Source organism: Micromonospora sp. DT48 (assembly GCF_049844495.1).
Taxonomy (GTDB): domain Bacteria; phylum Actinomycetota; class Actinomycetes; order Mycobacteriales; family Micromonosporaceae; genus Micromonospora.
On sequence record NZ_JBNCLE010000007.1, the window covers coordinates 330,948 to 356,681 of the forward strand.

Annotated in this window: 21 protein-coding genes; 10 read left to right on the forward strand and 11 right to left on the reverse strand. The window is 72.2% G+C overall.

From position 1 onward, the window contains the following. Nucleotides 1-144: 144 nt before the first annotated feature. The 3 genes from ACLQ2S_RS09570 (at nucleotide 145) to ACLQ2S_RS09580 (ending at nucleotide 5,233) form a co-directional block, all read left to right on the forward strand. Nucleotides 145-2,943 (forward strand): BTAD domain-containing putative transcriptional regulator, encoded by a 2,799-nt coding sequence (locus ACLQ2S_RS09570; protein ID WP_425701531.1) that lies wholly within the window; start codon nucleotides 145-147, stop codon nucleotides 2,941-2,943. Between the two features lie 134 nt (nucleotides 2,944-3,077). Further along, nucleotides 3,078-4,127: a S66 family peptidase gene (locus tag ACLQ2S_RS09575; protein ID WP_155216320.1), complete on the forward strand. Its 1,050-nt coding sequence runs from the start codon at nucleotides 3,078-3,080 to the stop codon at nucleotides 4,125-4,127. Nucleotides 4,128-4,492: 365 nt separating this feature from the next. Beyond that, on the forward strand, nucleotides 4,493-5,233 hold the full coding sequence (locus ACLQ2S_RS09580) for a VOC family protein (RefSeq protein WP_155216318.1): 741 nt from the start codon (nucleotides 4,493-4,495) through the stop codon (nucleotides 5,231-5,233). A 39-nt stretch (nucleotides 5,234-5,272) separates the two neighbouring features. Here ACLQ2S_RS09580 and ACLQ2S_RS09585 read toward each other — a convergent pair whose 3' ends face one another. After that, nucleotides 5,273-5,734 (reverse strand): HNH endonuclease, encoded by a 462-nt coding sequence (locus ACLQ2S_RS09585; RefSeq protein ID WP_309222951.1) that lies wholly within the window; start codon nucleotides 5,732-5,734, stop codon nucleotides 5,273-5,275. A gap of 104 nt (nucleotides 5,735-5,838) precedes the next feature. On the opposite strand from ACLQ2S_RS09585, the gene ACLQ2S_RS09590 reads away from it, so the two are divergent. After that, nucleotides 5,839-6,837 carry a tyrosine-type recombinase/integrase gene (locus ACLQ2S_RS09590; RefSeq protein WP_425701532.1) on the forward strand — a complete coding sequence of 333 codons (999 nt, stop codon included), beginning with the start codon at nucleotides 5,839-5,841 and terminating at the stop codon, nucleotides 6,835-6,837. 5 nt (nucleotides 6,838-6,842) lie between these two features. On the opposite strand, the gene ACLQ2S_RS09595 is transcribed toward ACLQ2S_RS09590, so the two are convergent. Then, a complete protein-coding gene (locus ACLQ2S_RS09595; protein WP_155216314.1) occupies nucleotides 6,843-7,625 on the reverse strand; it encodes an FkbM family methyltransferase in 783 nt (260 codons plus the stop codon). Nucleotides 7,626-7,680: 55 nt separating this feature from the next. Then, nucleotides 7,681-9,216 carry an ArnT family glycosyltransferase gene (locus tag ACLQ2S_RS09600; protein WP_425701533.1) on the reverse strand — a complete coding sequence of 512 codons (1,536 nt, stop codon included), beginning with the start codon at nucleotides 9,214-9,216 and terminating at the stop codon, nucleotides 7,681-7,683. A gap of 160 nt (nucleotides 9,217-9,376) precedes the next feature. On the opposite strand from ACLQ2S_RS09600, the gene ACLQ2S_RS09605 reads away from it, so the two are divergent. Together ACLQ2S_RS09605 and ACLQ2S_RS09610 are read left to right on the forward strand one after the other, a co-directional pair. Then, nucleotides 9,377-9,802, forward strand: coding sequence for an Hsp20/alpha crystallin family protein (locus ACLQ2S_RS09605; protein WP_155216312.1), 426 nt, complete (start codon nucleotides 9,377-9,379; stop codon nucleotides 9,800-9,802). Nucleotides 9,803-9,903: 101 nt separating this feature from the next. Then, nucleotides 9,904-10,362 carry a hypothetical protein gene (locus ACLQ2S_RS09610; RefSeq protein WP_309222949.1) on the forward strand — a complete coding sequence of 153 codons (459 nt, stop codon included), beginning with the start codon at nucleotides 9,904-9,906 and terminating at the stop codon, nucleotides 10,360-10,362. Nucleotides 10,363-10,368: 6 nt separating this feature from the next. Here the strand turns inward: ACLQ2S_RS09610 and ACLQ2S_RS09615 are convergent, their stop codons facing one another. The 7 genes from ACLQ2S_RS09615 to ACLQ2S_RS09645 all read right to left on the reverse strand — a co-directional run bounded on the left by ACLQ2S_RS09615 (nucleotide 10,369) and on the right by ACLQ2S_RS09645 (nucleotide 21,086). Next, on the reverse strand, nucleotides 10,369-11,070 hold the full coding sequence (locus tag ACLQ2S_RS09615; RefSeq protein WP_309222948.1) for an ABC transporter ATP-binding protein: 702 nt from the start codon (nucleotides 11,068-11,070) through the stop codon (nucleotides 10,369-10,371). Beyond that, on the reverse strand, nucleotides 11,067-12,035 hold the full coding sequence (locus tag ACLQ2S_RS09620) for an ABC transporter ATP-binding protein (protein ID WP_425701534.1): 969 nt from the start codon (nucleotides 12,033-12,035) through the stop codon (nucleotides 11,067-11,069). The genes ACLQ2S_RS09615 and ACLQ2S_RS09620 overlap by 4 nt, the downstream gene beginning before the upstream one ends. Further along, complete coding sequence (locus ACLQ2S_RS09625) at nucleotides 12,032-14,713, reverse strand: FtsX-like permease family protein (RefSeq protein ID WP_425701535.1); 2,682 nt, start codon at nucleotides 14,711-14,713, stop codon at nucleotides 12,032-12,034. The genes ACLQ2S_RS09620 and ACLQ2S_RS09625 overlap by 4 nt, the downstream gene beginning before the upstream one ends. A 49-nt stretch (nucleotides 14,714-14,762) precedes the next feature. Further along, complete coding sequence (locus ACLQ2S_RS09630; protein ID WP_425701536.1) at nucleotides 14,763-17,960, reverse strand: FtsX-like permease family protein; 3,198 nt, start codon at nucleotides 17,958-17,960, stop codon at nucleotides 14,763-14,765. A gap of 107 nt (nucleotides 17,961-18,067) precedes the next feature. Continuing rightward, nucleotides 18,068-18,778 carry a thymidine kinase gene (locus ACLQ2S_RS09635; protein ID WP_425701578.1) on the reverse strand — a complete coding sequence of 237 codons (711 nt, stop codon included), beginning with the start codon at nucleotides 18,776-18,778 and terminating at the stop codon, nucleotides 18,068-18,070. A gap of 122 nt (nucleotides 18,779-18,900) precedes the next feature. After that, nucleotides 18,901-20,295: an MFS transporter gene (locus tag ACLQ2S_RS09640; RefSeq protein WP_155216302.1), complete on the reverse strand. Its 1,395-nt coding sequence runs from the start codon at nucleotides 20,293-20,295 to the stop codon at nucleotides 18,901-18,903. A 20-nt stretch (nucleotides 20,296-20,315) separates the two neighbouring features. Continuing rightward, nucleotides 20,316-21,086: a glycerophosphodiester phosphodiesterase gene (locus ACLQ2S_RS09645; protein WP_425701537.1), complete on the reverse strand. Its 771-nt coding sequence runs from the start codon at nucleotides 21,084-21,086 to the stop codon at nucleotides 20,316-20,318. Between the two features lie 392 nt (nucleotides 21,087-21,478). Between ACLQ2S_RS09645 and ACLQ2S_RS09650 the strand changes: the two genes are divergently transcribed. Both ACLQ2S_RS09650 and ACLQ2S_RS09655 read left to right on the forward strand, forming a co-directional pair. After that, complete coding sequence (locus tag ACLQ2S_RS09650) at nucleotides 21,479-21,892, forward strand: hypothetical protein (RefSeq protein WP_425701538.1); 414 nt, start codon at nucleotides 21,479-21,481, stop codon at nucleotides 21,890-21,892. 1 nt (nucleotide 21,893) lies between these two features. Continuing rightward, complete coding sequence (locus ACLQ2S_RS09655; RefSeq protein ID WP_425701539.1) at nucleotides 21,894-22,337, forward strand: hypothetical protein; 444 nt, start codon at nucleotides 21,894-21,896, stop codon at nucleotides 22,335-22,337. Between the two features lie 2 nt (nucleotides 22,338-22,339). On the opposite strand, the gene ACLQ2S_RS09660 is transcribed toward ACLQ2S_RS09655, so the two are convergent. Beyond that, nucleotides 22,340-23,119 (reverse strand): lysophospholipid acyltransferase family protein, encoded by a 780-nt coding sequence (locus tag ACLQ2S_RS09660; protein ID WP_425701540.1) that lies wholly within the window; start codon nucleotides 23,117-23,119, stop codon nucleotides 22,340-22,342. A gap of 176 nt (nucleotides 23,120-23,295) precedes the next feature. Between ACLQ2S_RS09660 and ACLQ2S_RS09665 the strand changes: the two genes are divergently transcribed. Further along, nucleotides 23,296-24,699 (forward strand): cytochrome ubiquinol oxidase subunit I, encoded by a 1,404-nt coding sequence (locus ACLQ2S_RS09665; RefSeq protein WP_309222946.1) that lies wholly within the window; start codon nucleotides 23,296-23,298, stop codon nucleotides 24,697-24,699. A gap of 15 nt (nucleotides 24,700-24,714) precedes the next feature. Next, a complete protein-coding gene (gene cydB / locus ACLQ2S_RS09670) occupies nucleotides 24,715-25,713 on the forward strand; it encodes a cytochrome d ubiquinol oxidase subunit II (RefSeq protein ID WP_309222945.1) in 999 nt (332 codons plus the stop codon). Nucleotides 25,714-25,734: the final 21 nt, after the last annotated feature.

Genomic DNA, 25,734 nt, shown 5'->3' on the forward strand with positions numbered 1-25,734 from the left:
TGGCAGCCGCCCGAGCGGCGTACCGGTGGTGGCCGGGTCACGCGAGCGGCTGCTCGGGTGTGGTCACTAGCGGACACCCCTTGAACACTTCCTGTGGAAAACTTGAATCCGCCGGTGGGGTGGCAGGTGCGACAGTGGGGGCTCATGTCCGTGGAGTTCAGGCTGCTTGGCGAGGTCGTGGCACTCGCCGACGGCAACCCGGTCGACATCGGTCACGCCCGGCAGCGCTGCGTGCTGGCGGTGCTGCTGGTCGAGGCGAACCGGGTCGTCCACGTTGACCAGTTACTTGAGCGGGTGTGGCCGGACCGGCCACCGCAGCGGGCACACAGTTCGCTCTACAGTTACCTGTCGCGGCTACGCCGCTGTCTCGCCGGGTTCCCCGACGTCCGCATCGACCGACAGCGCAGCGGCTACCTGCTGGCGGTGGATCCGATGACGGTGGACCTGCACCGCTTCGAGAAGCTAATCGACCGGGCTCGGCGAAGCGCCGACGACGGGACCGCCCTCGACCTCTTCGACGAGGCGATCGGTCTGTGGCGCGGGGAGCCGTTCGCGCCGCTGGACACGCCGTGGTTCCACAACCTGCGTACCGCCCTGCAGCAGCGTCGACGGGCGGCGGAGCGGGACCGGACCGACGTCGCGCTACGGCATGGTCAGCATGCGACGTTGGTGGCGGAGTTGTCGCGCGAGGTCGTCGAGCATCCGTTGGACGAGCGTCTCGCCGGTCAGCTCATGCTGGCGCTGTCCCGTTCCGGGCGGCAGGCCGAGGCGCTCGACCACTACCAGCGGATGCGGCACAGCCTGGCCGAGGCGCTGGGCGTCGATCCCAGTCCAGACCTACAGGAACTACATCTGCGGATCCTCCACGGCGACCCCGAGTTCGCCGCATCGTCGCGGGCACGAGCGGTCGGCACGGCGGTGGTCCCGCAGCAGCTGCCGCCCCGACCGGCGATGTTCGCCGGTCGTACGCATGAGCTGGCGACGCTGACCGCCGCCCTCGACCGGCAGCTGGCGAACGACGGCGGTGTCGCCGTCTGCGTGGTCGGGGGAATGGGTGGGATCGGCAAGACCTGGCTGGTGCTGCGGTGGGCCCACGACAACCTGGACCGTTTCCCCGATGGGCAGCTGTATGTCAACCTGCGGGGCTTCGAACCCTCGGCGGAGGTGATGCCACCGCCGGTGGCGCTGCGCGGCTTCCTCGACGCTCTCGGTGTGCCACCGGCGTCGATGCCGACGGAGCTGGACGCGTTGGTCGGCCGGTACCGCAGCCTGGTCTCCGGTCGGCGGATGCTGATCGTGCTCGACAACGCCCGGGATGCCGAGCAGGTACGCCCACTGCTGCCCGGTGCCCCGGGATGCGCGGTGGTGGTGACCAGCCGCCAACAGCTGTCCGGCCTGGTGGCGGTCGAGGGCGCCAGCCAGATCTCCGTCGACCTGCTCACCGCCGCCGAGTCACGCGAGCTGCTGGCCCGGCGGCTGACCGAGTGTCGGCTGGCGGCCGAACCGGCCTCGGTGGACGGCATCATCGAGCGCTGCTCCGGGCTGCCGCTGGCGTTGGCGGTCGCGGCGGCCCGAGCGGCGGCGCGTCCCGACTTCCCGCTCGCCGTCCTCGACCGGGAACTCGCCGAGGTCCAGGGCAGCCTCGACGGCTTCGCCAGCGGCGGCGACCCCGCCACCGACCTGCGAGCGGTCTTCTCCTGGTCGTACCGGGCGCTCGGCGCGCCGGCGGCGCGGCTGTTCCGTCTGCTCGGGCTGCATCCGGGACCGGACATCTCCGCACCGGCGGCGGCCAGCCTGGCGGCGCTGCCCGAGCGACAGGTGCGTCCGATCCTCAGCGACCTCGTCCGGTTCCAGTTACTGGTGCAGCGGGTGCCGGGCCGGTACACCTGCCACGACCTGCTGCGGGCGTACGCGGCGGAGATGGTCGAGTCGCAGCCCGCGGCGGAGCGCCGGGCCGCCCTGCACCGGATCGTGGACCACTACCTGCACAGTGCCGTCCGGGCCGACCGGTGCCTGTCTCCGCTGCGGGATCCGATCGCGACACCGCCGCCACAGCCAGGGGTGGCGCCGGAGGATCCCACGGACAACACCGAGGCGATGGCCTGGTTCACCACCGAGCTGCCGGTGCTCGTCCAGGTGGTGGGGCTCGCCGCGAGGAGCGGCTTCGAGCAGCACGCGTGGCAGGTGGCGTGGGCGATGAGCACGTTCATGGGCCGGCGGGGCTGCTGGGCCGACCTGATCACCGTACAGAGTCACGCGTTGGCCGCCGCCGAACGTCGCGGCGATTGGGCGGCGATGGCCCAGGCGCACCGCGACATCCTGCCGGCCTACTCGGAGACCGGCCGCTTCGCGACGGCACGGGCTCACCTGGAGGCGGCGCTGGTGCTGTTGGACGACCTCGCCGACCAGGTCGGCCAGGCGCACACGCTGCTGGGGCTCAGTTGGATCAGCGAGAAGGAAGGGGACCAGGCCGCTGCGTTGCGCCACGACGAGCGGGCGCTGCAACTCTTTCGGGACAGTGGGCACGAGGCGGGGCAGGCTCGGGCGCTCAACGCGCTGGGCTGGGACCACGTCATCCTCGGCGAGTACGCGGAGGCGATCCGTTACTGCGAGCAGGCGGTCACCGTGCAGCGGCGCCTCGCCGATCGCACCGGCGAGGCGAACAGCTGGGACACCCTCGGCTACGCCCATCACCATCTCGGTGAGTACCAGCGGGCGGCGCGTTGCTATCAGCGTTCGCTGACCCTCAGCCGGGAACTCGGCCACCGCTACAACGAGGCGGAGGCGCTGAACCACCTGGGGGACACCCACCAGGCTCTCGGCGAGCCGGAGGCCGCCGAGCGTTGCTGGCGGCAGGCGTTGCAGATCCTCACCGAGCTACAACACACCGAGGCCGATCAGTTGCGGGAGAAACTCGCCGCCGTCCACGCCGCCGGAAGGTGACGAGCGGCCCGCCATCTGCGGCGCATCCGGGCTCGTGGTCTGCCCTGCTGCACGGGGCGTGCGACGCGGATCGACCCACCCGCTGCGCGCGGAAACCGGATGCAGCCGGGCGGTCGTCGCTGTTGGATCTCCGTATGAGGCGTGATCTGGTCCATCCCCGCAAGGCCCGTCCAGGAGATCGCGTCGCGGTCGTCTCGCCGTCGTTCGCTGCGGCGGGCGCCTACCCGGCGATCCATGAGCAGGCCATGCGACGCCTCACCGAGGTCACCGGCCTGCTACCGGTCGAGTACCCGACCACCCGGCAGGTGGGTGCGACACCGCAAGCGCGGGCAGCCGACATCAACGCCGCCTTCGCGGACCCCAGTGTCCGTGGCATCCTCGCGGTCATCGGAGGGGACGACCAGATCACGGTCATCCCTCACCTGGATGCCGAGCTCGCCCGCGCCGACCCGAAACCCTTCCTCGGCACCAGCGACAACACCAACCTGCACCACTGGCTGTGGGGGCTCGGGATCACCAGCTTCTACGGCGGATCGTCACAGGTTCACCTCGGTCCCGGCCCCGCCGTGGACGACGTCCACGCGCGGTCGTTGCGGGCGGCTCTCCTGACCGGTGAGCGCCTGGAGATCACGGACCCGGGTGAATCCGAGGACATCGGGGTCGACTGGGCCGACCCGCGAGCACTGCGGCACTTCGGCGAGCGGGAGCCGACTGAGCCGTGGACCTGGCACGGACCGTCCCGCTCGGTGACCGGTGCGACCTGGGGTGGTTGCCTCGAAGTCATCGAGTGGATCCTGACCGCCGGGCGTTTCCCGTTCGCCCCGGACGTGCTGGACGGCGGGGTGCTGATCATCGAGACCTCCGAGGAACTGCGTCCCGCCCGCGACATCGGACGGATCGTCCGTGCCCTCGGCGAACGGGGGATCCTCGCTGCGGTCGACGCGGTCCTGGTCGCACGCCCACCGGCTTCGAACCTCACCAGCCAGCCGTCAGCCGCCGAGCGGGCCCGACTGCGCGAGCAGCAGCGCGACACGGTCGTCGAGGTGGTGACCCGCTACAACCCGCAGGCCGTGATCTGTGTCGGCGTTCCCTTCGGACACACCCGACCGCAGTGGATCCTGCCCCATGGCGGGTCCATCACCGTCGACGGCCGCGATCGCCGAATCGTCGCCGACTACCGATAGACCCGAGCGGGCGCTCGGCGGCACGCCACCCGGAGCACCGTGGCGTGCCGCCGCTTCCCGCTGACGCCCTGAACAGCTCAGCGCAGCTCACCGACGAACCGTGACGCCTTGCACTCCAATTATCGGATTATCGTTTACAGCAATCCGATAATTGGAGTGCAGAAAACCGGCAAATCGACCATGCATCATAATGACAGTTAAGGTGCGTAAGCACTCAGGCTGTTGTCATCGCCTGCCGGACACCAGCCCGACCGGGCCACCTGCGCCCAGACGGCCGTGAGTCCCAACCGCATCACGATCAAAGATGTGGCGGGCCCCAAGCGTGCGGGCCACCGGGTCGACGCCTCGATCCGTAAGGTTGTCGGATGGCATTGCGGCTTGTTCAGGTGAACTACAAGGCTCGGGACGACGCGGCCCTCGGCCAGTTCTGGGCAGATGCGCTCGGCTGGGGCGTCTCCAGCGAGGGGCCCGGGGTGACCAACATCGAACCGGTGGGATTCTCCTGGCCGGACCCGACCGCGGTCTGCATCGACGTGGTCCGCGTCCCGGATCCGGAGACGGTGCGTTACCGCGTACACCTCGATCTCGCCACCACCTCCGAGGCCCATCAGGCGGAGCTGGTCGCCCACCTGCTCTCCCTCGGTGCCACCCATGCCGACATCGGCCAGGGTGACGTGCCGTGGACGGTGCTGGCCGACCCGGAGGGCAACGTGTTCTGCGTGCTGGAACCTCGGGAGATCTACCGGGACACCGGGCCGATAGCCACGGTGGTGGTCGACTGCGCGGATCCGCGCGCCATGGCCCGGTTCTGGGGCGAGGCGACCGACTGGATCGTGCACGAGGTGACCGACGACCACGCCCGGCTGCGGTCGGCCGCGGGCGTCGGGCCGTACCTGGAGTTCCTCCGGACGTCGGGGGAGCGGACCTGGTGGAGCCGGGCCCACCTAGACCTGAAGCCGTACGCCGGTGACGACCAGGCGGCGGAGGTGGCCCGGCTGACGGCGCTCGGCGCCACCGTCATCGACGTCGGCCAGGGCGACGACGTGTCGTGGAAGTGTCTCGCCGACCCGGAGGGCAACGAACTCTGCGTCCTCTCCCCGGGCTGACCCCAGCCCGCGACCTGATGCCCGAGCGGTGTACGTCGGCTACCCGCGACCGTACGCCGCTCGGGCTTCGGCGACCTGTGCCGCCTGGCGCTCACGCCAGCGTTTCTGCGCCAACCGGTTGCAGCTGCGGCAGACCCGCCGCAGGCGACCCGTGGCGGGGTCGATCTCCCGTTCGTGCCCGTTGCGGCAGTGTTGGCGTTGGGCCCGCCGCCGAGCGCTGTCCGCGTGGCTGAGCTGGCGCAGGTGGGTCGGCTCGATGCAGTCCGGCACCGCGCAGTCGTGGTGGACCTCCAGGGTCGGGTCGTAGCCGCCGACGAAGACCGCGTACGCCGCGATGTGCGCCCACGCCCGACCCGCGAGCTTCTGGTGCACGCCGCGCCGGGCGCCGTAGCCGCGCACGATCAGGCATCCGGTGTCGCTGCGGGTCGCGCGACTGAGCAGGTACGCCCGGAGGGTCTCCTCGGTGAATCGTCGGGACAGACCGTTGACCTCAGACAGCACAGAGTCAGGGTAAGGGCCGGGAATCCCAGCTGCACGATTTGCCGATCATGAAATGTCGGCGCGCCTGATCGTCAACCCACAACAGGGCTGAGAGCATTTTTCGCATGCGTGGGTCCAACACTGTGGTGCAGCAACGCCCATCGGCCTATCCGGCCCTGCCAGACGGGCCGATGGCCGTCACCGACGCGTGGTTGCGTAACCGGCGGTTGAGCGAGCACACCCGTGACGCGTACCGCCGCGACGTCGCCGGCTGGCTGGCCTGGTGCGAGGCCCGTCGGCTGGATCCGCTGCGCGCGAACTTCCTGCACGTCAACGAGTACGGGCGAGCCCTGGAGAGCAGCCTGGCCGCCCGGACCGGCCGTCCACTGACCCCGGCGACCGTGGCCCGGAAACTGTCCGCGCTGTCGAGCTGGTACGACTTCCTGGTCAAGCTGCGGGCGGTCGAGTCCAACCCGGTCTCCGGGGCCGACCGGCCGCGCGTGGATCGGGACCACTCGGTCACCGTCGGGCTGACCCCGGACGAGGTGGATGCGCTGCTCGCGGTCGCCGAGGCCGAGACCGGCCCGACCGCCGCCCGTAACCGCGCCGCCGTCGCCCTCCTCGCCGACCTGGGACTGCGGGTGGGCGAGTTGGTCTCGCTCAACCTGGAGGACCTGGGCGCCGAGCGGGGGCACCGCAGTGTGCGGTTCGTCGGCAAGGGCGGCCGGCCCCGTCGCCGGGCACTGACCCCGGGCACGGCGTACGCCGTCGACGCGTACCTTGCCGAGCGGGCCGCCGCGCAGGGGGTCGAGGTGAGTCAGTTGACCGGTCCGCTGCTGGTCACCGCCAGCGGTGCCCGGCTCGACCGGCACTCGGTGTTCCGGCTGGTCCGACGGCTCGCCCGCAGTGCGGGGATTCCGGCCTGGTCGCGGCTGTCCCCCCACTCTCTGCGGCACGCCTTCGCCACCACCGCCCGCGCCGAGGGGGTGCCGTTGGAGGACGTGCAGGACGCGATGGGGCACGCCGACCCGCGTACCACCCGCCGCTACGACCGGGACCGGCACAACCTGGACCGGGATCCGGCGTACGCCATCTGGGCGGCCCGGGCCCGCCGTCGCGGCTGACCCCGTCAGCCGCTGGTCGTCGAGACGCAGTACACGTCGCCGGAGTTGGCCTCGTGCGGCAACGCGAGCAGGTGCGCGGCCATCTCCCCAGCGTCGACCCACCGCCCGAGGGTCAACGCCTTGTCGTCGCCGAGGGCCACGTCGAACCCGCCGAAGCCGAGCGTGGTGAGCCGGTCCAGGCACCGCAGCGCGACCGCCCGTCCGATCGTGGTGAACTCGAACGACAGGGCGGGCAGCGGGTGGCTCAGACCGGCGAGCACGGCGTCCTCGAAACCCTCCACGTCGATCTTGACGAAGGCCGGTGTGCCGTGCTCGGCGATCAGCGTGTCGACGGTGGTCACGGGTACCTCGATCTGACCGTCCCAGACCTGGTCCTCCCAACCGCCCGCACCGGCGGCGGCGCTCACGAAGTCGGTGGAGGCGGTGGAGACGGTGGGGTTGGCCGAGTTGACCAGGAAACCGATCCGGCCGGGTGCGGCTCCGCAGGCCGCCTCGACCAGCGTCACCTCGTCGTCGTCGGCGTAGATGGCCCGTAACGCCCGCAGGCACAGCGGTTGCGGTTCGACGGCGACGACCCGGGCGCCGAGCCGCCGGAAGCTGCCGATGTGGTCGCCCACGTGTGAGCCGATGTCGAAGACCAGGTCGCCGGGGTGGACGAAGCGGGAGTAGAAGGAGTCCATCGCCGCGTCCCGGTCCGGGTTGCCGTAGTAGACCTCCAACGAACGGCGCAGCGAGGCGGTGCGCGGGTCTGTCTTGAGCGCCTCGACCGCGGCGGAAAGGGTACCCATCGCAGCACCCTAACCCGCCCGACGTGCGCGTCGTGGCGGTCCGCGTGGCTGCCGTTCACCCGGTGTGACGTACCTCGGTGTCCCAGATGTCGGCCCACGGACGCCGCAGTCCCCGGCACACCCAGATCGGCCCGCCGTTCTCGTCGTTGTCCACCGTCACCCCCAGGTCCACCCGACCGGCGAGGGTGACGTCAGTGAACCAGGACCGCAACCGGTCCGGCCGTGCGAACCCGACGGCGATCACCACGTCGGCGTCGTCCGGCGGCCGACCGAAGTCGGCCATGCTGTTGTGCCCGGAGTACGCGGCCGGCAGCCCGCGCCGCGCACCGAAGCGGGCGACCGCGCCCGCCTCCCCGTAGTTGCCGGTGAGGATGACCGCCCGGTCCCGCTCGGGCTCCGGCAGTGCCCGGTGCACGGCGGCGAGCGAATCGGTGAACGCCGGCCAACCGATGGTCTCCCCGGCGTCGTAGTTGATCGCCACGACGAAGTCGGGCAGCCCGTCGGGAGGCAGCACCGGCAGCAGCAGCACCGCGTTGCTGGCGGCGGTGAGCGCGACGACCGCCGCCAGCAGGGCGCGACGTAGGCGACCGCGTGCCGCCCAACCGACCGCGACGACCGCACCGGCGGCGGTGAGCACCAGCAGCAGCGGGGCGTCGTAGTAGCCCTTGCCCCCGACGAGCAGCACGATGCCGGTCACCACCAGCCAGGCCCAGCCGAGCGCCCGGTGGCCACGCCAGCCGGGCCGACGCAGCAGCACCACCAGGCCGGTCAGCCAGATCGGCACCACGAACGGGCTGATGATCACGAATTGCAGCAGCAGGGCGTCGAGCCGACCACTGTAGGAGCTGTCCCCGTCGGAGATCGCCGCGGCGACGTCCAGTTGGGGAAAACCGTTGGCCGCCTGCCAGCTCAGGCTCGCGGCGGCGAGCAGCCCGAACAGCGCGGCAGCGGTCAGCACCCACCGGTCACGCAGCAGCCGCCGTGGCCCGGCCACCGTCAGCCCGGCGACCAGCCCCACGGCGAGCAGCGCGGGTAGCAGCTTGTTGAACATGCCGACGCCGAGCAGCAGCGCGACGGCGAGGGCCCAACGGCCGTTGCCGCCCCGCAGCAGTCGCACCGTGCACAGCGCGGCGGCCAGCCAGATCACCACGTCGACGGTGGTGGTGCTGAGCAGGTGGCCGGGCGCCAGCACGATGCCGGACGTGGCAGCGAGCAGGGCGGCGAAGGTCTGGGTGCCCCGGTCCGCGCCGAACTGCCGGGCGATCGCGGCCACCAGCAGCACCGCACCGGCGGCCAGCAGCGCCGATGGGGTCCGGAGGGCGAGCAGGCTGCCGGGGGCGAGGGTGTCGGCGAGGCGGGCCAGCACCGGCACCAGCGGACCCTGGTCGACGTACCCCCAGTCGAGGTGCCGGCCGGCGAGCAGGAAGTACAGCTCGTCGCGGTGGTAGCCGTACCGGGGGGAGAGGATCAGCAGGACCAGGGCGAGCGACCCGGCGACCAGCCACGGACCGATGCTCGGCGGGCCGGGCGCGGGAACCGGCGGCGGCCGGTCTGTCGTACCGGTTCGGACCTGCGGCGTGGCCGTCGTCACCGTTCCATTGTCACCCGTGAACGCCCGATCGGTGGTCCCCCGACGGGGGCGGCCTCGCCGACTTGACGGTCGGTACGGGGCGAGCTAATAAGGAAGTGGAAGTTGAGTCAACCGGACTCAACTAAGAACCTTCGGCCAGGAGAACCGAGGAGGCATCCCGATGCTGATGCGTACCGACCCGTTCCGTGAGATCGATCGGCTCGCCGAGCAGTTCTTCGGCAGCACCAGCCGTCCCGCCGTCATGCACATGGACGCCTACCGCGACGGCGACTACTTCTACGCCGCCTTCGACCTGCCCGGAGTCGACCCGGAGAGCATCGACTGCACGGTCCAGCGCAACGTGCTGACCGTCCGCGCCGAACGTCGCCGCCCCGTCGACGACAACGTCGAGCTGGTCGCCGCCGAGCGTCCGATGGGCGTCTTCAGCCGCCAGCTCTTCCTCGGCGACACCCTCGACACCGACAGGCTCGAAGCCGGCTATGACAACGGCGTGTTGACGCTGCGCATCCCCGTGGCCGAGCGCGCCAAGCCGCGCCGGATCGCCATCAGCGCGAACGGCAACGGCCGCAAGGAGATCAGGGCCTGACGAGCAGCACCCGGCGTGGCCGGACGGGACACGGCGCGGTCCCACCCGGCCACGCCCACTTTCCGCCCGCCACGGCGACCGATTCTCTACCGTCGGATGGTGTGGGCGCTGCGCAACCGTGGAGCAGACCAGCCCGGCGACGACATCCGATGCGGACCGGCCTCGCCGTCGTCGGAGTCGGCGTGGCACTGTGCTGCGTCGGGGTGGCCGGGCTGGGCGCCTGGAACCTGCAACTGGTCACCCAGGCCGCCGCCCCGGTCCGGGAGACCGCCGAGGGGTTCCTGCGCGAGGTCACCACCGGCGACACCGACAGCGCGTACGAGCGGCTCTGCGCCGACGCCCGGACCCGATGGAGCGAACTCGGCTTCACCAGCTGGGTACGCACCCCGCCGGTGGTGCGCGACTACGAGATCGTGGACGTGTCGGTGGCCACCCGCGCCGGCCGACCACACGGCAAGGTCACCGTCCTGCTGACCCGCGACACCGGCAGCACCGAACAACGTGACCTGCTGGTGGTGCGGGAGGACGGCGGCTGGCGGGTCTGCGGCGACCCGTACTGAAACCGGTCACACCGGGACCGGCTCGGCCGCCTCGACCAGCCGACCGTCACGCAGCACCACCACCCGGTCGGCCATCTCCACCAACGTCGGGTCGTGCGTGGCGACCAGGGCGGTCATCCCCCGGGCGTGCACCAGGGCCCGCAACAGGTCCATCACCGCGCGGCCGGTCTCCGAGTCCAACTGGCCGGTCGGCTCGTCGGCGATCAGCAACGCCGGGTCGTTGGCCAGCGCCCGGGCGATCGCCACCCGCTGCTGCTGCCCGCCGGACATCTCGTAGGGGCGCTGCGCTGCCTGTCCACCCAGCCCGACCAGTTCCAACAACACCGCCACCCGCTCGTCGCGCTGCGCGGCCGGGACCTTCGCCAGCCGCATCGGCACGCCCACGTTCTCCGCCGCGGACAGGATCGGGATCAGCCCGAACGACTGGAACACGAACCCGATGGTGTCCCGGCGCAGCCGCAGCAGCTCCCGCTCGCCGGCCGAGGTGACCTCCTGACCGGCCACCCACACCCGGCCGGCGGTGGGCCGGTCCAGGCCACCGACGAGGTTCAGCAAAGTGGTCTTGCCCGCCCCGGAACGGCCCCGCACCGCGACCAGCTCACCCCGCCCGGCGCGGAACGACACGTCCCGTAGCGCGCGGACCACCCGATCGCCACCGCCGTAGTCACGGCTGAGCCCCTCCACCCGGACCAGATCCTGCTCGCTCACCGCGCACCCCTCTCCTCGCCGGAGCGGACCTGCACGTGATCCGGCTCCAAGGTCAGCCTCACCCGGTCCCGCAGGGCCAACGCGTCGACGAAGCTCGTCGGCAGCTGCATCCGCCCGGCCCGGTCCAGCACCGCGTACTCCTCGGTGATCAGTTCCTCGACGCCGTCGGCGCCCACCCGCGCGGTGCGGTGCACCTCGGAGGCGGTGCGGCCGTCGCGGATCGCGACTGTACGCCGCACCTGGGAGGCGACCTGCGGGTCGTGGGTCACCACCACCACGGTCACGCCCAACTCCGCGTTGATGGTGCGCAGCGCGCCGAAGACCTCCCCGGCCGTCGCCTCGTCCAACTCCCCGGTCGGCTCGTCGGCGAAGAGCACCTCCGGGTCGTTGGCCACCGCCACCGCGACGGCGCAGCGTTGCTGCTCGCCACCGCTCATCTGCCCCGGCCGACGGTCCGCGCAGTACGCGACGCCGACCATCTCCAGCAGCTCCGCCGCCCGCTGCCGCGCCGCCCGGCGACCACGGCGCGCCAGCCGCATCGGCAGCTCCACGTTCTCCCGGGCGGTCAGGTACGGCAGCAGGTTGCGTGCGGTCTGCTGCCACACGAAACCGACGGTGTGTCGCCGGTACCGCAGCCGTTTGGCCGCCGACATGGTCAGCAGGTCGTAGCCGGCCACCCGGGCGATGCCCGCGGTCGGCGTGTCCAACCCGGACAGGATGTTCAACACCGTCGACTTGCCGGAACCGGACGCACCCACGATGGCCAGCAGCTCACCACGGTCCACCACCAGGTCGAGGCCCTGCAACGCGACGACCTCCACACCCTCGCTGGTGAAGATCCGCACCAGTCCGTCGCAGACGATGTGCCCACGCAGCCGATCGGCGCCACCGGCACGGGCGGCGGCCCGTTCCGCGGCACGCCGCTGCAACGTCGCCAGGTCCGGAACATCCGGCACCACGGTCATGAGTTCTCCTCTCCCAGACGCAGCGCATCACCGAGGCGCATCCGTCGGTTCATCAGGCTCTCCACCGCCAACCCGGCCGCCAGGCCCACCACCACCAGCCCCAGGACCGAGGCCAGGACCAGCGGATCCAGGTGCTCGCGGATCGGCACCCCGGGGGCGAACGCCGACAACCCCAGAGCGGATCCGAGGATCCGGGGCAGGGCCGCACCCACCGCCGCCCCGGTCACCGCCGCGACCAGCACCAACGGCACCAACTCGTACACCAGCAACCGGCGGCCCCGCCCGGCCGACAGGCCCAGGGTGCGCAACCGGGACAGCATCCGACCTCGACCGCCGGCATCGGCGGCCACCGCGAAGCCGACCGCGAGGACGGCCAGCGCGCTGCCCCCGGCGGCACCGGCGGTGAACGCCAGCGTCAGCACGTCGTTGGCCCCGGACCGGTCCAGTTCCCCGCGGTAGGCCCGCCAGGTCTGCAACGACGCCGGCAGCTGCGTGCGTGTCACCGGCACGCCGAGCACCTCGGACTGCCGCTGCCGCTGGGCCTCGTCGGCCACCTCCAGCAGGTGCGCGGCGTCGATGTCGTCACCGGCGACCAGATACCGGTTCGGGATGATCGGTGTGTGCTCGTACTCGGGCAGCGCCTGCCAGGGCAGCACCACGAACCGTTCGGTGCCGACCCCCACCCCGGGGAAGGTGTCGGTCACCCCGGCCACCCGGAACTCGTACCACCTGCTCTGCACGTCGACGGCGGCCCGGTCGCCGAGCCCGTCGGCCACCGCCGGGGACACCACCGCCGGCACCGGCCCGTCGCCCCGGGCGGCCGAGGTCAGCGCGGCGGGCACGTCCACGTCGACGCCACTGCGCGCCACCACCTCGGCGAAGGCGGGGGCGTCCACCACCAGCACCCGCGCCGTGCCGAGCTGCCGCGACGGCGTCGCGGCGTCCGCCACCAGCCGCCGGTTCGAGTCCACCCACACCCGGGCCAGCGCCGTCACCCCGGGCGTGCGGGCCAACGCGTGCTCCGCGTCAGGGGAGAAGGTGTACCCGGTCAGCCAGGCATCCGCCGGCACCGTCAACGTGGTCGCCCGGTCCCGGGCCGCGTCGACGGCCGTGGTGACCACCCCGCCGAAGACCCCGGTGCTGACCGCGACGATCAACACCGCCAGCGGCCCCAACGCCACCGGCGCGCCGCGCCCGGCGCGGGCCACCCCGAGGAACAGCGACACACCCCGGGCCCGCGCCGCCAGCCGACCGGCCAGCCGCAGCGGCCACGGCAGCAGTCGTACCGCCACCACCGCGGCGGCCACCGCGACCAGCACCGGCACCGAACTGAGGTACGCGTCGACACCGGCGCCCGGATCGAGGCCACGGCGGCGCAACAGCACCACCCCGATCCCGGCCACCACCAGCACACCCGCCTCGACGGTCAGCCGCCGCACCGACGGGCGTCGCCAGGCGACGTCGGCGCGCCCACCGACCACCCCGACCCGCCGCTGCGAGTGCATCGCCAGCACCGGCACCACCACGGTGGTCAACACCGCCACCACCAGCACCGGCCACGGGAACGTCCCCTCAGGGCCGGGCACCCTGGTCCCGACGAACCAACCGACCAGCACCGCCAGCGGCTGCACAGGCGCCGACTCGGCCAGGGTCCGCGACCCGATGGCGGTCAACGCGGCACCCCGGGCCCGCAGCAACGCGAACTCGTCACGCCGCCGCAGCACCGTCAACCGGGCGGCCAACAGGATCAGCCCCAACAGGCTGGCGACCAGACCCGCCTGCACCACCGCGAGCAGGGCCTGCACGGCGTGCAACTGGTCGGCGAAGCGCGACAACGCGCCGTCCAGCGACGTCTGCACGGTCGCTCCCGATCCCCACGACATGCGGCGCGCCTCGGCCACCGCCGCCGTCACCGACTCCAGCGTCGCCGACTCCAGCCGCCGCTCGTCGAGGCGGTACCGCCAGCCGCTGACCGTGGACACCCCGGTACCGGCGGCCACGACGTCCACACCGACCCAGTCGGTCACCCCGGCCACCACGTACGGCTCACCGTCCAGCGCCGGGGTCACCGGCTCCAGGGCGTACCCCAGGTCGTCCCAGACCGGGTCGGCGACGTCACGTGGCGCGAACACCCCGACGACCTTTGCGCCCGCCTGCCCGTCCCGCCCGGCGAAGGAGAGCCGCTGCCCGACGCGCAACGACAGCGTCTCGGCCACCGCCGTGGAGACGACCACCTCCGCCGGCCCGCCCGGACGGGTGCCCGGCCACCGCCCGGCGGTCAGTTCGGCCGCCTCCTCGACACCGGTCTGGGCCCGCAGCCCGAACATCTTGCGCGCCCCGCCGTCCATCGGCGGGGCGTCGCCGACGGCGATCAGGTGTTCCTCGTCCAACGACGCCGCGTACCAGCGACGGTCCACCAGGTTCGGCAGCGGCGACGGCAACTCGGCGGCATACCGGTCCAGGTCGGCCTGCCCGGTCGCGGCCGGTGCGGGCCGCTCCACCGCCAACGACACGTCACGAACCAGGTGCGGCAGACCGGCCACGTCCGCGCGCAACCCCCGGTCGGCGTACTCGCCGGTCAGCCGGGGAGCGGCGGTCAGCAGCAGCGCCGCCACCAGTCCCAACACCGCCAGCAGGACCGCCTGCCCGGCGTACGCCCTGATCCGCCTCGCGGTCACTGGATCGGCCTTTCGTTCGCGACTGCGGGACGCGGTGCGCTGCTCACGGTCACTGGTCCTCCCCGGCGCGCAGGTGCGCGGCGGTGAGCCGTCGCCGCACGCTGACCGACACGGCGGCGCTGAACGCCAGGGCCAGCGCCAGCAGCCCGATGCCGGTACCCAGCACCGGCGGCCAGTCGACGCTGAGCAACGGTGGGGGGTCGGGGCGGTCCGCCGAGGCGGTCAGGATCACCAGCGGGGCCATCGTCGCCGCCACGGCGACCCCCACCGCCAGCCCCACCAGCACACCCATGCCGGCCAGGAACGACTGCTCGGCCAGCAGCGACCGGGCCACCAGGCGGTGCCCCGCGCCGAGGGTGTGCAGCACCGCCAGTTCCCGGGCCCGCCGTCGGGCCGTAGCGCTGACGTCCACGGCCACACCCACCGCGGCCAACAGCACGGCGGCGACAGCGGCGACGAAGAGCGCGCCTCGGGCACCCACGCCGAACGGGTCGCGAGCCAACTCGTCGGCGACGTCCTGACGATCCAGCACGGCCAGCTCACCGAGCGCGGCGGCGGCGGTGGCCACCTGTGCCGCCGCACCGGGCCGGGCGGCGACCCACCACTCCTGGGGCGCGCGGACGATGCCCCGCTCGTGGAACAGTCGGTCCCGCAACGACGGCAGGTCGACCAGCAACGCGGCGTCGGCCACATCGCCGGGCAGACCCGCCACCCGGTCCACCACGACGACGTCGACCTCGCCGCCACCCAGGAACAGTCGGGTCTGCGCCCCGACGTCGACGTGCAGCAGGTCCAGCGCCGCACCCGTGGCGACCACCGGTACCCGCTCGGTGCCGGCCGCCGTGGTGACGGCCAGCTGCATGGGGATGTCCCGGACCTGCCAGCCCACCGACACGTCCCGTTCGTAGCGTCCGGCCAGGGTGGTGCCGGAAACCGTCGACGCGGCGGCGGTGCCCGCCCGGTCGACCAGCTGCCACGGGCCGGCCAACTCCACCGGGGTGCCGGTGGTCGAGTCCGGGCTGGCCCGCAGGTTCGACAGCCGCCAGTCGAGGCTCAGCCGGGGGCCGGCGAAGGTGTCGGTGGTGAAACCGGCCAGCCGCCACGGCTCGTCGCCGGCCGGCAGCTCGACGGAGAACCGCAGCGGCTCGCCGTCCCAACCGGTGGTGCCCAAGGTCAGCCGGTGGTATTCCCCACGGGCGTCGGCGAGCACCACGTCGTGGCGGATGCGCGTGCCGTTGTCGACGTCGCTGCGGGTACGCAGCTGGCCGGTCAGTCGCCGGGTGCCCACCGGCAGCAGGGTCTGCGGTGCCTGCGCCCGCGCGGCGGCGAGGCCGCCGAGCAGCCGGTCGGTGGAACCACCGGCCAGGTCGGGACGCAGCCGCAGCACCGAGGTCGCGGCCTCGGCGTCCATCGCCAGCATGGTGGCCGGTTCCACGCCGGAGCCGAGCCGCACCGGCTCCCGCCAGACCGGCAGCACCGATCCGGCTCCCGGCAGGTCGGCGAGTTGGTCGGCGCGGTCGTCGGGGGCGCTGCCCTTGACCTCGGTCAGGCGCAGGTCGGCGCCGACCCGGTGGGCGGCCTGGTCGTCGAGGGACCGTTGTGACGTCCCGGCGAGCGACCAGGCGAGGGTGCCGACCGCCACGGCGAGGGCGAGCAGCAGCACCGGGCCGGCGTGCGGGCGTCGACCGGCCTGCCAGGTGCCGAGCAGGACGCCGGTCCACGGCCTGCGGTCCAGCCAGCGTTCCGCCAGCCGGACCAGCGGCGGCAGCAGCCGCAACGCGAGGACCGCGCCGGCCAGCACACCGATCGTCGGCGCGGCGGCCAGCAGCGGGTCGACGCCCAACTCGCCGCCCCGAGAGCGCGACAGCGGCGAGGAGTACCTGCTGAGCTGGTACCAGCCCAGCAGGGCCAGGCCGACCGGCAGGATGTCCACCCCGGCGCGCTGCACCAGACCGCGCCGGCTCGGGCGGGATCGGCTGGCCAGCTCGGCGACGTAACTGTCGCCCCGGCGCAGGCTCGGGCCGATCATCGCCACGGCGCAGCCGGCGGCGGCGAGCCCGGTCACCAGCCACACCAGCGGGTCGCCCGAGGGCGTCGGGCGGAACGACACGGCGGCGAGTCCGGGCACCCGGTCGGCCAGCCCCAGCAACGCCAGGACGAGCGGCGGGGCCAGCAGCACGGCCGGTAGGACGACCAGGGTGGCCTCCCGGGCGGTCAGCCCGGCAAGCTGCCAGCGGGCCGCGCCCCGCGCCCGCAGCAGCGCGGTCTCGCCCCGCCGGTGCTCGGTGAGCAGGATCGCCACGAGCAGCAGCGCGTACCCGCCGAGCACCACCACCAGCAGCATCGGGGTCACCAGGGCGGAGCGGCCGACCAGGGTGGCCTGTTGCAGGCGGTGCACCAGGGCGACCAGATCACTGCTGGCCACCGCGGACTCGCCGAGCCCGGCCTCGGCCGGGGTGCTGGTGGTGATCCGGTCGGCGGCGTCGGCGAGCCGGTCCAGGGCGTTCGGGCCGACCCCGGCCAGGTCGGGTTCGACCAGCCAGCCCGCGGAGGAGTTGGCCAGGAAGTGGGTGACGAAGTCGTCGCGGGACACCGTCATCGGACCGTAGGTGGCCGCCTGCGGCAGCGAACCGACGGTCGTCTCCGGCGCCAGCCGCCAGTACGCGGCATCCGGGTCGACGGGGGCGAACACGCCCGTCACGACGACCTCGGTGACCGTGCCGCTGAGGCCGTCGGTGATCGGGATGCGGTCACCGACGCCCACCCGCAGGGTCACCGCCGCCACCTCGGCGATCGCGGTCTGCACCGGACGGGCCCCGGCGCTCGGCCACGTGCCGGAGACCAGCCGGGCATGCTCGGGCAGGTCGCCGAGGAACATCACCGACGCGTAGGTGGCTCCACTGCGGTCGGCGACGGCGTCGCCGGTGTCACCACGCAGCTGCCGCCCGGCCGCGTACCCGGCGGTGCTGACCCGAGCCGGCAGACCGGCCAGGTCGGCCGCGACCCGCTCCCGCAACGCACCGTCGCGTTCCCGCAGCGCCTCCTCGGTGCGTCCGGCGGAGGCGCGGACCAGGATCGACCGTTCCTCGGCGGTGGCCGCAGCCAGCACGTTGCGGGTGCCGGAGTCGACGACGTCCCGGTTGTACGCCGCCAGGCCGGTGAGCGCCACGGTGGCCACCAGCGCCACTCCCGTGGCCGCCAGCAGCAGGCCCTTCGTGGCGCGGGCACGCCGCAACACGAACCTCATTCGTCCAGTACCCCCGCTGATGTGCGGGCCGGCGCGGCCCCTGTCTGCTTCCGTCATGCATCAGAAGGGGACGGCGCCGGGGAATGGTTCGCGTGGTGATCGTTTCGTTATTCGGGGCGGGTGCGGGGCGTGGCACCGCGCGGGCCGAGGTCACCGGCACGGTGGTGCCGCCGGCAGAGCACCTGGTAGCGCACGTCGGCGGTGTCGACGGTGTCGCCGATGACGACCTGTTCGCCCTCCCGGGCCACCCGCCCGTCGGCGACGCGGGCGTTGAGCAGACCCTCCCGGCCGCACCAGCAGAGCACCTCGACCTGGATCCGGGCCACCGAGTCGGCGAGTTCGAACAGCCGCTGCGCCGCCGGGAACAGGTGGGAGCGGAAGTCGGTGGCCAGGCCGAAGGCGTACACGTCGACGTCGTAGCTGTCGACCAGGTCGGCCATCTGCTCGACGTGCTCGACCGCGTAGAAGCTGGCCTCGTCACAGATCAGGTAGTCCACGCGTACCCCGTCGGCCCACGCGTCGCGTACCAGCGTGCGCAGGTCCAGCGAGTCGGTCACCTCGATGGCCTCGTGGGCCAGCCCGATGCGGGTGGTCACCTGCGGGCCGAGGGACCGGTCGATGCGGGTGGTGACCAGTCCCCGGCGTCCCTGCCGGGCGTGGTTGTAGTTCATCTGCAGCGCCATCGTGGACTTGCCGCAGTCCATCGGCCCCCAGTAGAACCTCAGCGCGGCGGCGTGCGCCGGTCGCCCGTCCACGCCCCGGGCGGCGACACACCCGGCCGGGTTGTCGCCCTCACCGGGCAGCGGCGTGCGGGCCAGGCAGGTCGGTACGGCATCGTCGGTCGTCACGGACCGGCAGCCTAGTGCGGGGTGCCCGCCGTACGCGCGGCTGGCCCGCCGCTGGTGTCGATCATCGCATCGGCGACGGCGGGCCAGGCGGCTCAGAGCACCCGGGGTGGGGTGTTGCCGGCGGCGATGATGGCCCGGCGCATCGGCACCGCCAGCAGCAGCAGGAAACCGACCACGAAGAAGATCAACAGGGATACCAGGCCGACCCGGTAGGAGTTGGTGAGCTGGAACACCAGCCCGAACGCCAACGGGCCGAGCCAACTGGTGCCCTTGTCGCTGATCTCGTAGAAGCCGTAGTACTCGCCCTCCTTGCCGGCCGGGATCAGCTGGCTGAACAGTGACCTGCTCAGCGCCTGGCTGCCGCCCAGGACCAGACCGATGGCCGCGCCGAGCGCCATGAACGGCAGCGGCGCCTCGGCCGGCAGCCGGAACGCCGCGACGATCACGGCGGTCCACAGCACCAGGCTGAGCAGGACCGTCTTCCAGGCCCCGATCCGCCCGGCCAGGGCACCGAGCCCCAGCGCGCCGCCGAAGGCCAGGAACTGCACCAGCAGGATCGTCACGATCAGGGTGCTCTGGCCCAGCCGCAGTTCCTCGGTGCCGTACTGGCTGGCCAGGGTGATGACGGTCTGGATGCCGTCGTTGTAGACCAGGAACGCCAGCAGGAAGAACAGCGTCAACGGGTACGCCTTGATCTCCCGCAGGGTGCGACCGAGCTGCCGGAACCCGTCGGTGAGCACGTTGCCCCCGCCGCCGGCGGCCAACGCGGCGGCGGTCGGGTGCTCCCGCAGCCAGCGCAGCGGCACCAGCGTGAACGCCGCCCACCACAGCCCGGCCGAGACGATGGACCAGCGGGCCAGATCCAGGGTGCGTTCGGCGGTGCCGTCGCCGAACGACTGCACCGCGACGAGGTTCAACGCCAGCAGCAGACCGCCGCCCAGGTAGCCCAACGCCCAGCCCCGGCTGGATATCGCGTCGCGCTCGTCCGGTCCACCCAGTTGCGGCAGGAACGAGTTGTACACCACGATCGCCGCGCCGAAGCTGATATTGGCGATCATGAACAACGCGCCGCCGAGCAGGTACCGGTCCCCGGTGACGAAGAGCATCCCGATGGTCGCGGCGGCACCGGTGAACGCGGTGGCGGCCAGGAGCCGCTTCTTGTGCAGTGACCGGTCGGCGATCGCGCCGATCACCGGCAGCACGAAGACCGTCAGCAGCACCGACAGGGAGATCAGGTACGGGTAGTAGGAGCCGGCGGCGACCTTGATGCCCAGCGGGTACACGTACCCGACGCACTCGTCCGCGCCGAGTTCACACCCGGCGGCCACCTCCGCGACGCTGGTCAGGAACGGTCCGAGGAAGACCGTGATGACGGTGGTCTGGAAGGCCGAGTTGGCCCAGTCGTAGAAGTACCAGCCGGTGCGTTCGCGTCGGGTGCTTCGCGGTGGTGGGATGTCCTGCGACGCCGGGGTGACCGTCTCGGCCATGGGGTCCTCCGCCCAGGTGTTCAGGCGGCCCAGTGGCCGCGGCTGCGGTAGACGTCGCGCAGCACGCCGACGTGGTCGGTCATGATGCCATCAACTCCAAGATCAAGTAACTCGTGCATCTCGGTGGGTTCGTCGATCGTCCATACGTGCACCTGGAGACCGAGCCGGTGGGCCGTGCGCAGCAGCCGACGGTCCACCACCGGCACCCGGCCGTAGCGCACCGGCAGCTGCGCGGCCACCACCGACGGCGGCAGCCGCAGCGGCCGACCGGTCCACGAGGCCCACCGCAGCCGGGCCACGCCGCGCATGCCGAGACCGGTGGCGACCCGCCCGCCGGTCAACGCCCGCAGCCTGGTCAGCCGGGCGTCGCTGAACGAGGCCAGCAGCACCCGCTCGGCGGCGTCGAGCCGCTCGACCGTGGTCACCGTGGGCGTCACGCCCCGGTCGGACTTGACGTCGATGTTGAACCGCACCTGCGGCCACGCGCCGAGCACCTCGTCCAGGCGGGGCACCACGGCGGAGCCGCCGACGCGTACCGTCGCCAGGTCCGCCCAACGCATCGCGTCCACCCGGCCACGCTGCCCGGTGAGCCGCTCCAGGGTGTCGTCGTGGAACACCACGGCCACCCCGTCACGGGTGCCGTGCACGTCCGTCTCGATGTACCGGTAGCCCAACTCGACCGCCCGGGCGAAGGCCGCCGCGGTGTTCTCGTCGCCGTCGGCGGCGCCGCCGCGATGCGCGAAGGCCAGCGGGGCGGGCGCGTCGAGGTAGGGGTGCGTGGTGGTGGGCACGCGGCGCAGTATGCCCGGCCCCGGTGGCCGCCTGGCGACGGGCCGGAGGAGAACCGAGCCCGTACCTGTTGGTGACTGCCGGATGCCGGACAGTAGTCTTCCCGGTTCCGGCGCGGGCGGCGACGATTCGTCAGTGGTGGCGTGGCTGACTCGCGCACCGCGACGTGGCGACCCGCCCTCGACGCCGACGGTGTTGACCGCCCGCCCCGTGGACGCGTTGCCCGAACGGATTCCGCCGCCGCCCCGCACCACCACTCGTCGCTTCCCGCCCGGGTTCATGGTGCTGCTGGCCGCCACGCTGTCCGCCGGAAGCCCCTGGGGACTCGCCCCTGATCCGGGAGCTGAGCGGCAATCTGCCCCGGACCGATGGTCCGGTCGGGATCGCCTCGACCATGGCCGAGGCAATCCTGCTGGGTCTGACGTGGCTGTCCTGGGGGAGCGCCGACAGCCTCCAGGAGTCGAGCCGCTACGAGCTCACGCAGCACGCCCAGCTGGCGCTGTTCCTGCTGATCGTGCTGGTGATGCTGCGCAGGCTGACCACCGGGGACGCGCCGCCACCGGCGTACCGGATCTTCGGCACGCTCGGTGTCACGGTGGTGGCGGCGCTGCTCGCCACGGTCGGTGGCGCTTTCGTGCACCTGGCCGTCGACAGCGGCAGCTACGTGGGGTCGACGATGCGGGTGGATCTGTTCTACGAACTGGTACGGGCGCTGCTGTGCGGCCTCACCGTCGGTCTGTTGCTGGCGGCGGTGCCGGCTCGGCGGCCCCGGTCCCGGCCGACCGTTCCCGGCCTGGGAGGTAACTGACATGGTGATCCGGCAGGCCACCCCCGAGGAGTCGACGGCGGATCCGGGGGACGCCACGAGCGAGGCGACCCGCTACCTGTGCGTGGCGGCGCACACCGACGACACGTTCGCCGAGGCGGCCCTGGCGGAGGTCTTCGACGACGAACTGCGGGCGGTGGGTCCGGGCGCGCACGCGGTGGGTGGGGCGTTGCGAGCCACGGCGCCGGAGGTGGACGTGCCGGCCCTGGTCACCCAGCTGGTGCAGACGCTCGACCGGCACCGCGACGAGTTGCCGGAGCCGGCCCAGGCGATCGCCGCCGAACTACGTGTTCAGTTGGCCCGCCCGGATCCCGAACCGGCCCGGGTGACGGCCCTGTTGCAGCGTCTGGCGGCGCTGGCCGCCCCGGTGGCACCGGTGGCCACTGCGGTGACCGAGGTGTTGCGGGCGGTACAGCAGGCGACCTGAGGTCAGTCGGTGGCGGATCGGCGTCGGTGCGCGCGTCGGGTGTCGACCGGCCGACTCGGGTCGACGTGGTGGGGCCGGTCGGGTTCGTCCGGGCGCAGCGGGACGAGGGTGTCGGTGAGCGCGTCGATGATCCGGTCGGTGGCCAGCCGGGCCGCGCCGGGCGCGGCGGGGGGCACCTCGGCCAGGTCCACCGGGTCACCGAAGTGCACCCGCACGGTGGGCCGGCGCACCAGGGCGCGGGTGATGCCGCGCAGCATCCCCTTCGGGGCACCGTAGGGCAGCACCTCGTGTGAGCCCCATTGGGCGACCGGGATGACGGGCGCGCCGCTGGTCAGGGCCAGCCGGGCGGTGCCGGTCTTGCCGCGTTCGGGCCACATGCCCGGGTCCAGACCGATGCGGCCCTCCGGATAGACCAGGATCGGCGCGCCGACGGCCACCGCGGCGGCGGCGTCATCCAGGGCCCGGTGCACGCCGCTGGTGCCCCGGTCGACCCGGATGTGCCCGGCGCTGCGCATCGCCGTACCGATCAGCGGGGCGCGGAACAGCCCGCCGGTGGCCATGATCCTGGGTGCCAACCGGCGGGCGCGGCACGCCGCGGCGAGCGCGATCGGGTCGAACGGGCTGATGTGGTTGGCGGCCAGGATCAGCGGCCCGCCACGCAGCCGGGCCGGGATGTCGCCGGTGACCTCAAGGCGGGCCAGCATCCCGACGACGACGCGGGCCAGCAGCAGTGCGACGCGCCAGATCAGCGGCGGACGCCAGGAGGGGTGGGCTGCTTCCATCAGCGGGACATAGTCGCACGGCGGGTGCGGACCTCGGTGGCCAGGGCGGGCCGTACGGCAGAGGTGAGCAGGGTCATTGGTCCCGGGCCGGTTCGGGCCGCCTGCCCCTGCCCGCCCACGTACGACGGGCTGTAGTATTTACTACGCCGTGTAGTACGACTAGCTGGGGGTCGCAGGTGGACGCGTTGGACGTCGCCCGCTGGCAGTTCGGTGTCACCACCGTCTACCACTTTCTCTTCGTCCCGCTGACCATCGGACTGTCCGTCCTGGTCGCCATCCTCCAGACACTCTGGCACCGCACCGGGGACGAGAAATACCTCAAGCTCACCAAGTTCTACGGCAAGCTCTTCCTGATCAACTTCGCCATGGGCGTGGTCACCGGCATCGTGCAGGAGTTCCAGTTCGGCATGAACTGGAGCGACTACTCCCGCTTCGTCGGGGACATCTTCGGCGCACCCCTGGCCATCGAGGCCCTGGTCGCGTTCTTCCTCGAATCCACCTTCATCGGCCTGTGGATCTTCGGGTGGGACCGGCTGCCCGCCCGCCTGCACCTGGCCAGCATCTGGGCCGCCGCCATCGGCACCAACCTGTCGGCGTACTTCATCCTCGCCGCGAACTCGTTCATGCAGAACCCGGTCGGCTACCGCTACAACCCGGAGACCGGCCGGGCGGAACTGACCGACTTCGTCGCCGTGCTGACCAACAAGGTCGCCCTGATCACCTTCCCGCACACCATCGCCGGTGCCTTCCTGGTCGCCGGTTCGCTGCTGGTGGCGGTCGCCCTGTGGCACCTGATCCGCAACCGCGACGGCGCCGACACCCCCGCCTACCGCTTCGCCGCCCGCTTCGGCTCCTGGGTCGTGCTGATCTCCGCCGTGGTCGTGGTCATCACCGGCGACATCCAGGGCAAGATCATGACGCAGGTGCAGCCGATGAAGATGGCCGCCGCCGAGGGCCTCTACTCCACCGAGAGTCCCGCGTCCTTCTCCGTGCTGACCATCGGCAGCCTCGACGGCAGCCGCGAACTGTTCGCCATCAAGATCCCGTACCTGCTGTCCTACCTGGGCACCGGCGACCCCAACGGCACGGTGCACGGCATCAACGACCTCCAGGCCCTCTACAGCGCGCAGTACGGCCCCGGCAGCTACACCCCGATCATCCCGGTCACCTACTGGAGCTTCCGATTCATGATCGGATTCGGGCTGGCCGCCGCCGCCATCGCCCTGCTGGTGCTCTGGAGCCAACGCAAGGGCCGCACCCCCCGCAGCAGGTGGTTGCTCCGCGCCGGCCTGGCCATGCCAGTCCTGCCGTTGCTGGCCAACTCCTTCGGCTGGATCTTCACCGAGATGGGCCGGCAACCCTGGATCGTCTTCGGCGAGATGCTCACCCGCGACGGCGTGTCCCGCAGCGTCTCGCTCACCGAGGTCCTCACCTCGTTCACCGCCTTCACCCTCATCTACGCGGTGCTGGCCGTCATCGAGGTGAAGCTGCTGATCCGCTACGCCAAGGCCGGCGTACCCGACGTCACGCCATCGTCCGAACCCGACGACGCCGAGCGCCCGCTCGCCTTCGCCTACTGACCTGCGGAGCATCCCGTGGAACTGACCACCATCTGGTTTCTCCTCGTCGCCGTGCTGTTCACCGGCTACTTCATCCTCGAGGGCTTCGACTTCGGCGTCGGCATGCTGCTGCCCGTGCTCGGCCGCGACGACCGGGAACGCCGCGTGATGATCAACACCATCGGGCCGGTCTGGGACGGCAACGAGGTCTGGCTGATCACCGCCGGTGGCGCCATGTTCGCCGCCTTCCCCGAGTGGTACGCCACCCTCTTCTCCGGTTTCTACCTGCCCCTGCTGCTCATCCTGCTGGCCCTGATCGCCCGGGGTGTCGCCTTCGAGTACCGCCACAAGCGACCCGAGGCGTCCTGGAAACGGCGCTGGGACACCGCCATCGTGGTCGGCTCCCTGATCCCGGCGATCCTGTGGGGTGTCGCGTTCGCCAACATCCTGCGCGGCGTGCCCCTGGACGCCGAGCACGAGTACGTCGGCGGACTGCTCGACCTGCTGAGCCCGTACGCCCTGCTCGGTGGCGCGACCACCGCGGCGCTGTTCGCCACCCACGGGGCCGTCTTCGTCGCCCTCAAGACCGTCGGCGACATCCGCGGCCGGGCCGCCGCGCTCGCCGTCCGACTGGGCGTGCTCGCCGCGGCACTGGCGGTCGGCTTCCTGGCCTGGACGTTGAACATCCGATCCAGCACGGCCGCCGTCGTGCTCGCCGTCGGTGCCGCGCTCGCCCTGCTCGGCGCTCTCGCGGCCGCCACGGTACGCCGGGAGGGCTGGGCGTTCACCGGCACCGCCGCCGCGATCGGCCTGGCCGTGGCGACGCTGTTCGCCGCGCTGTTCCCGAACGTGCTGCCCTCCACGTTGGACCCGGCCGGCACGCTCACCGCCACCAACGCCGCGTCCACCCCGTACACCCTCACGATCATGACCTGGGTGGCGGTGTTCTTCACCCCGATCGTGTTGGCCTACCAGGGTTGGACGTACTGGGTGTTCCGCAAGCGCATCGGCGTCGCGCACATCCCACGGAACTGACCGCTCGCACGTAAGATCATC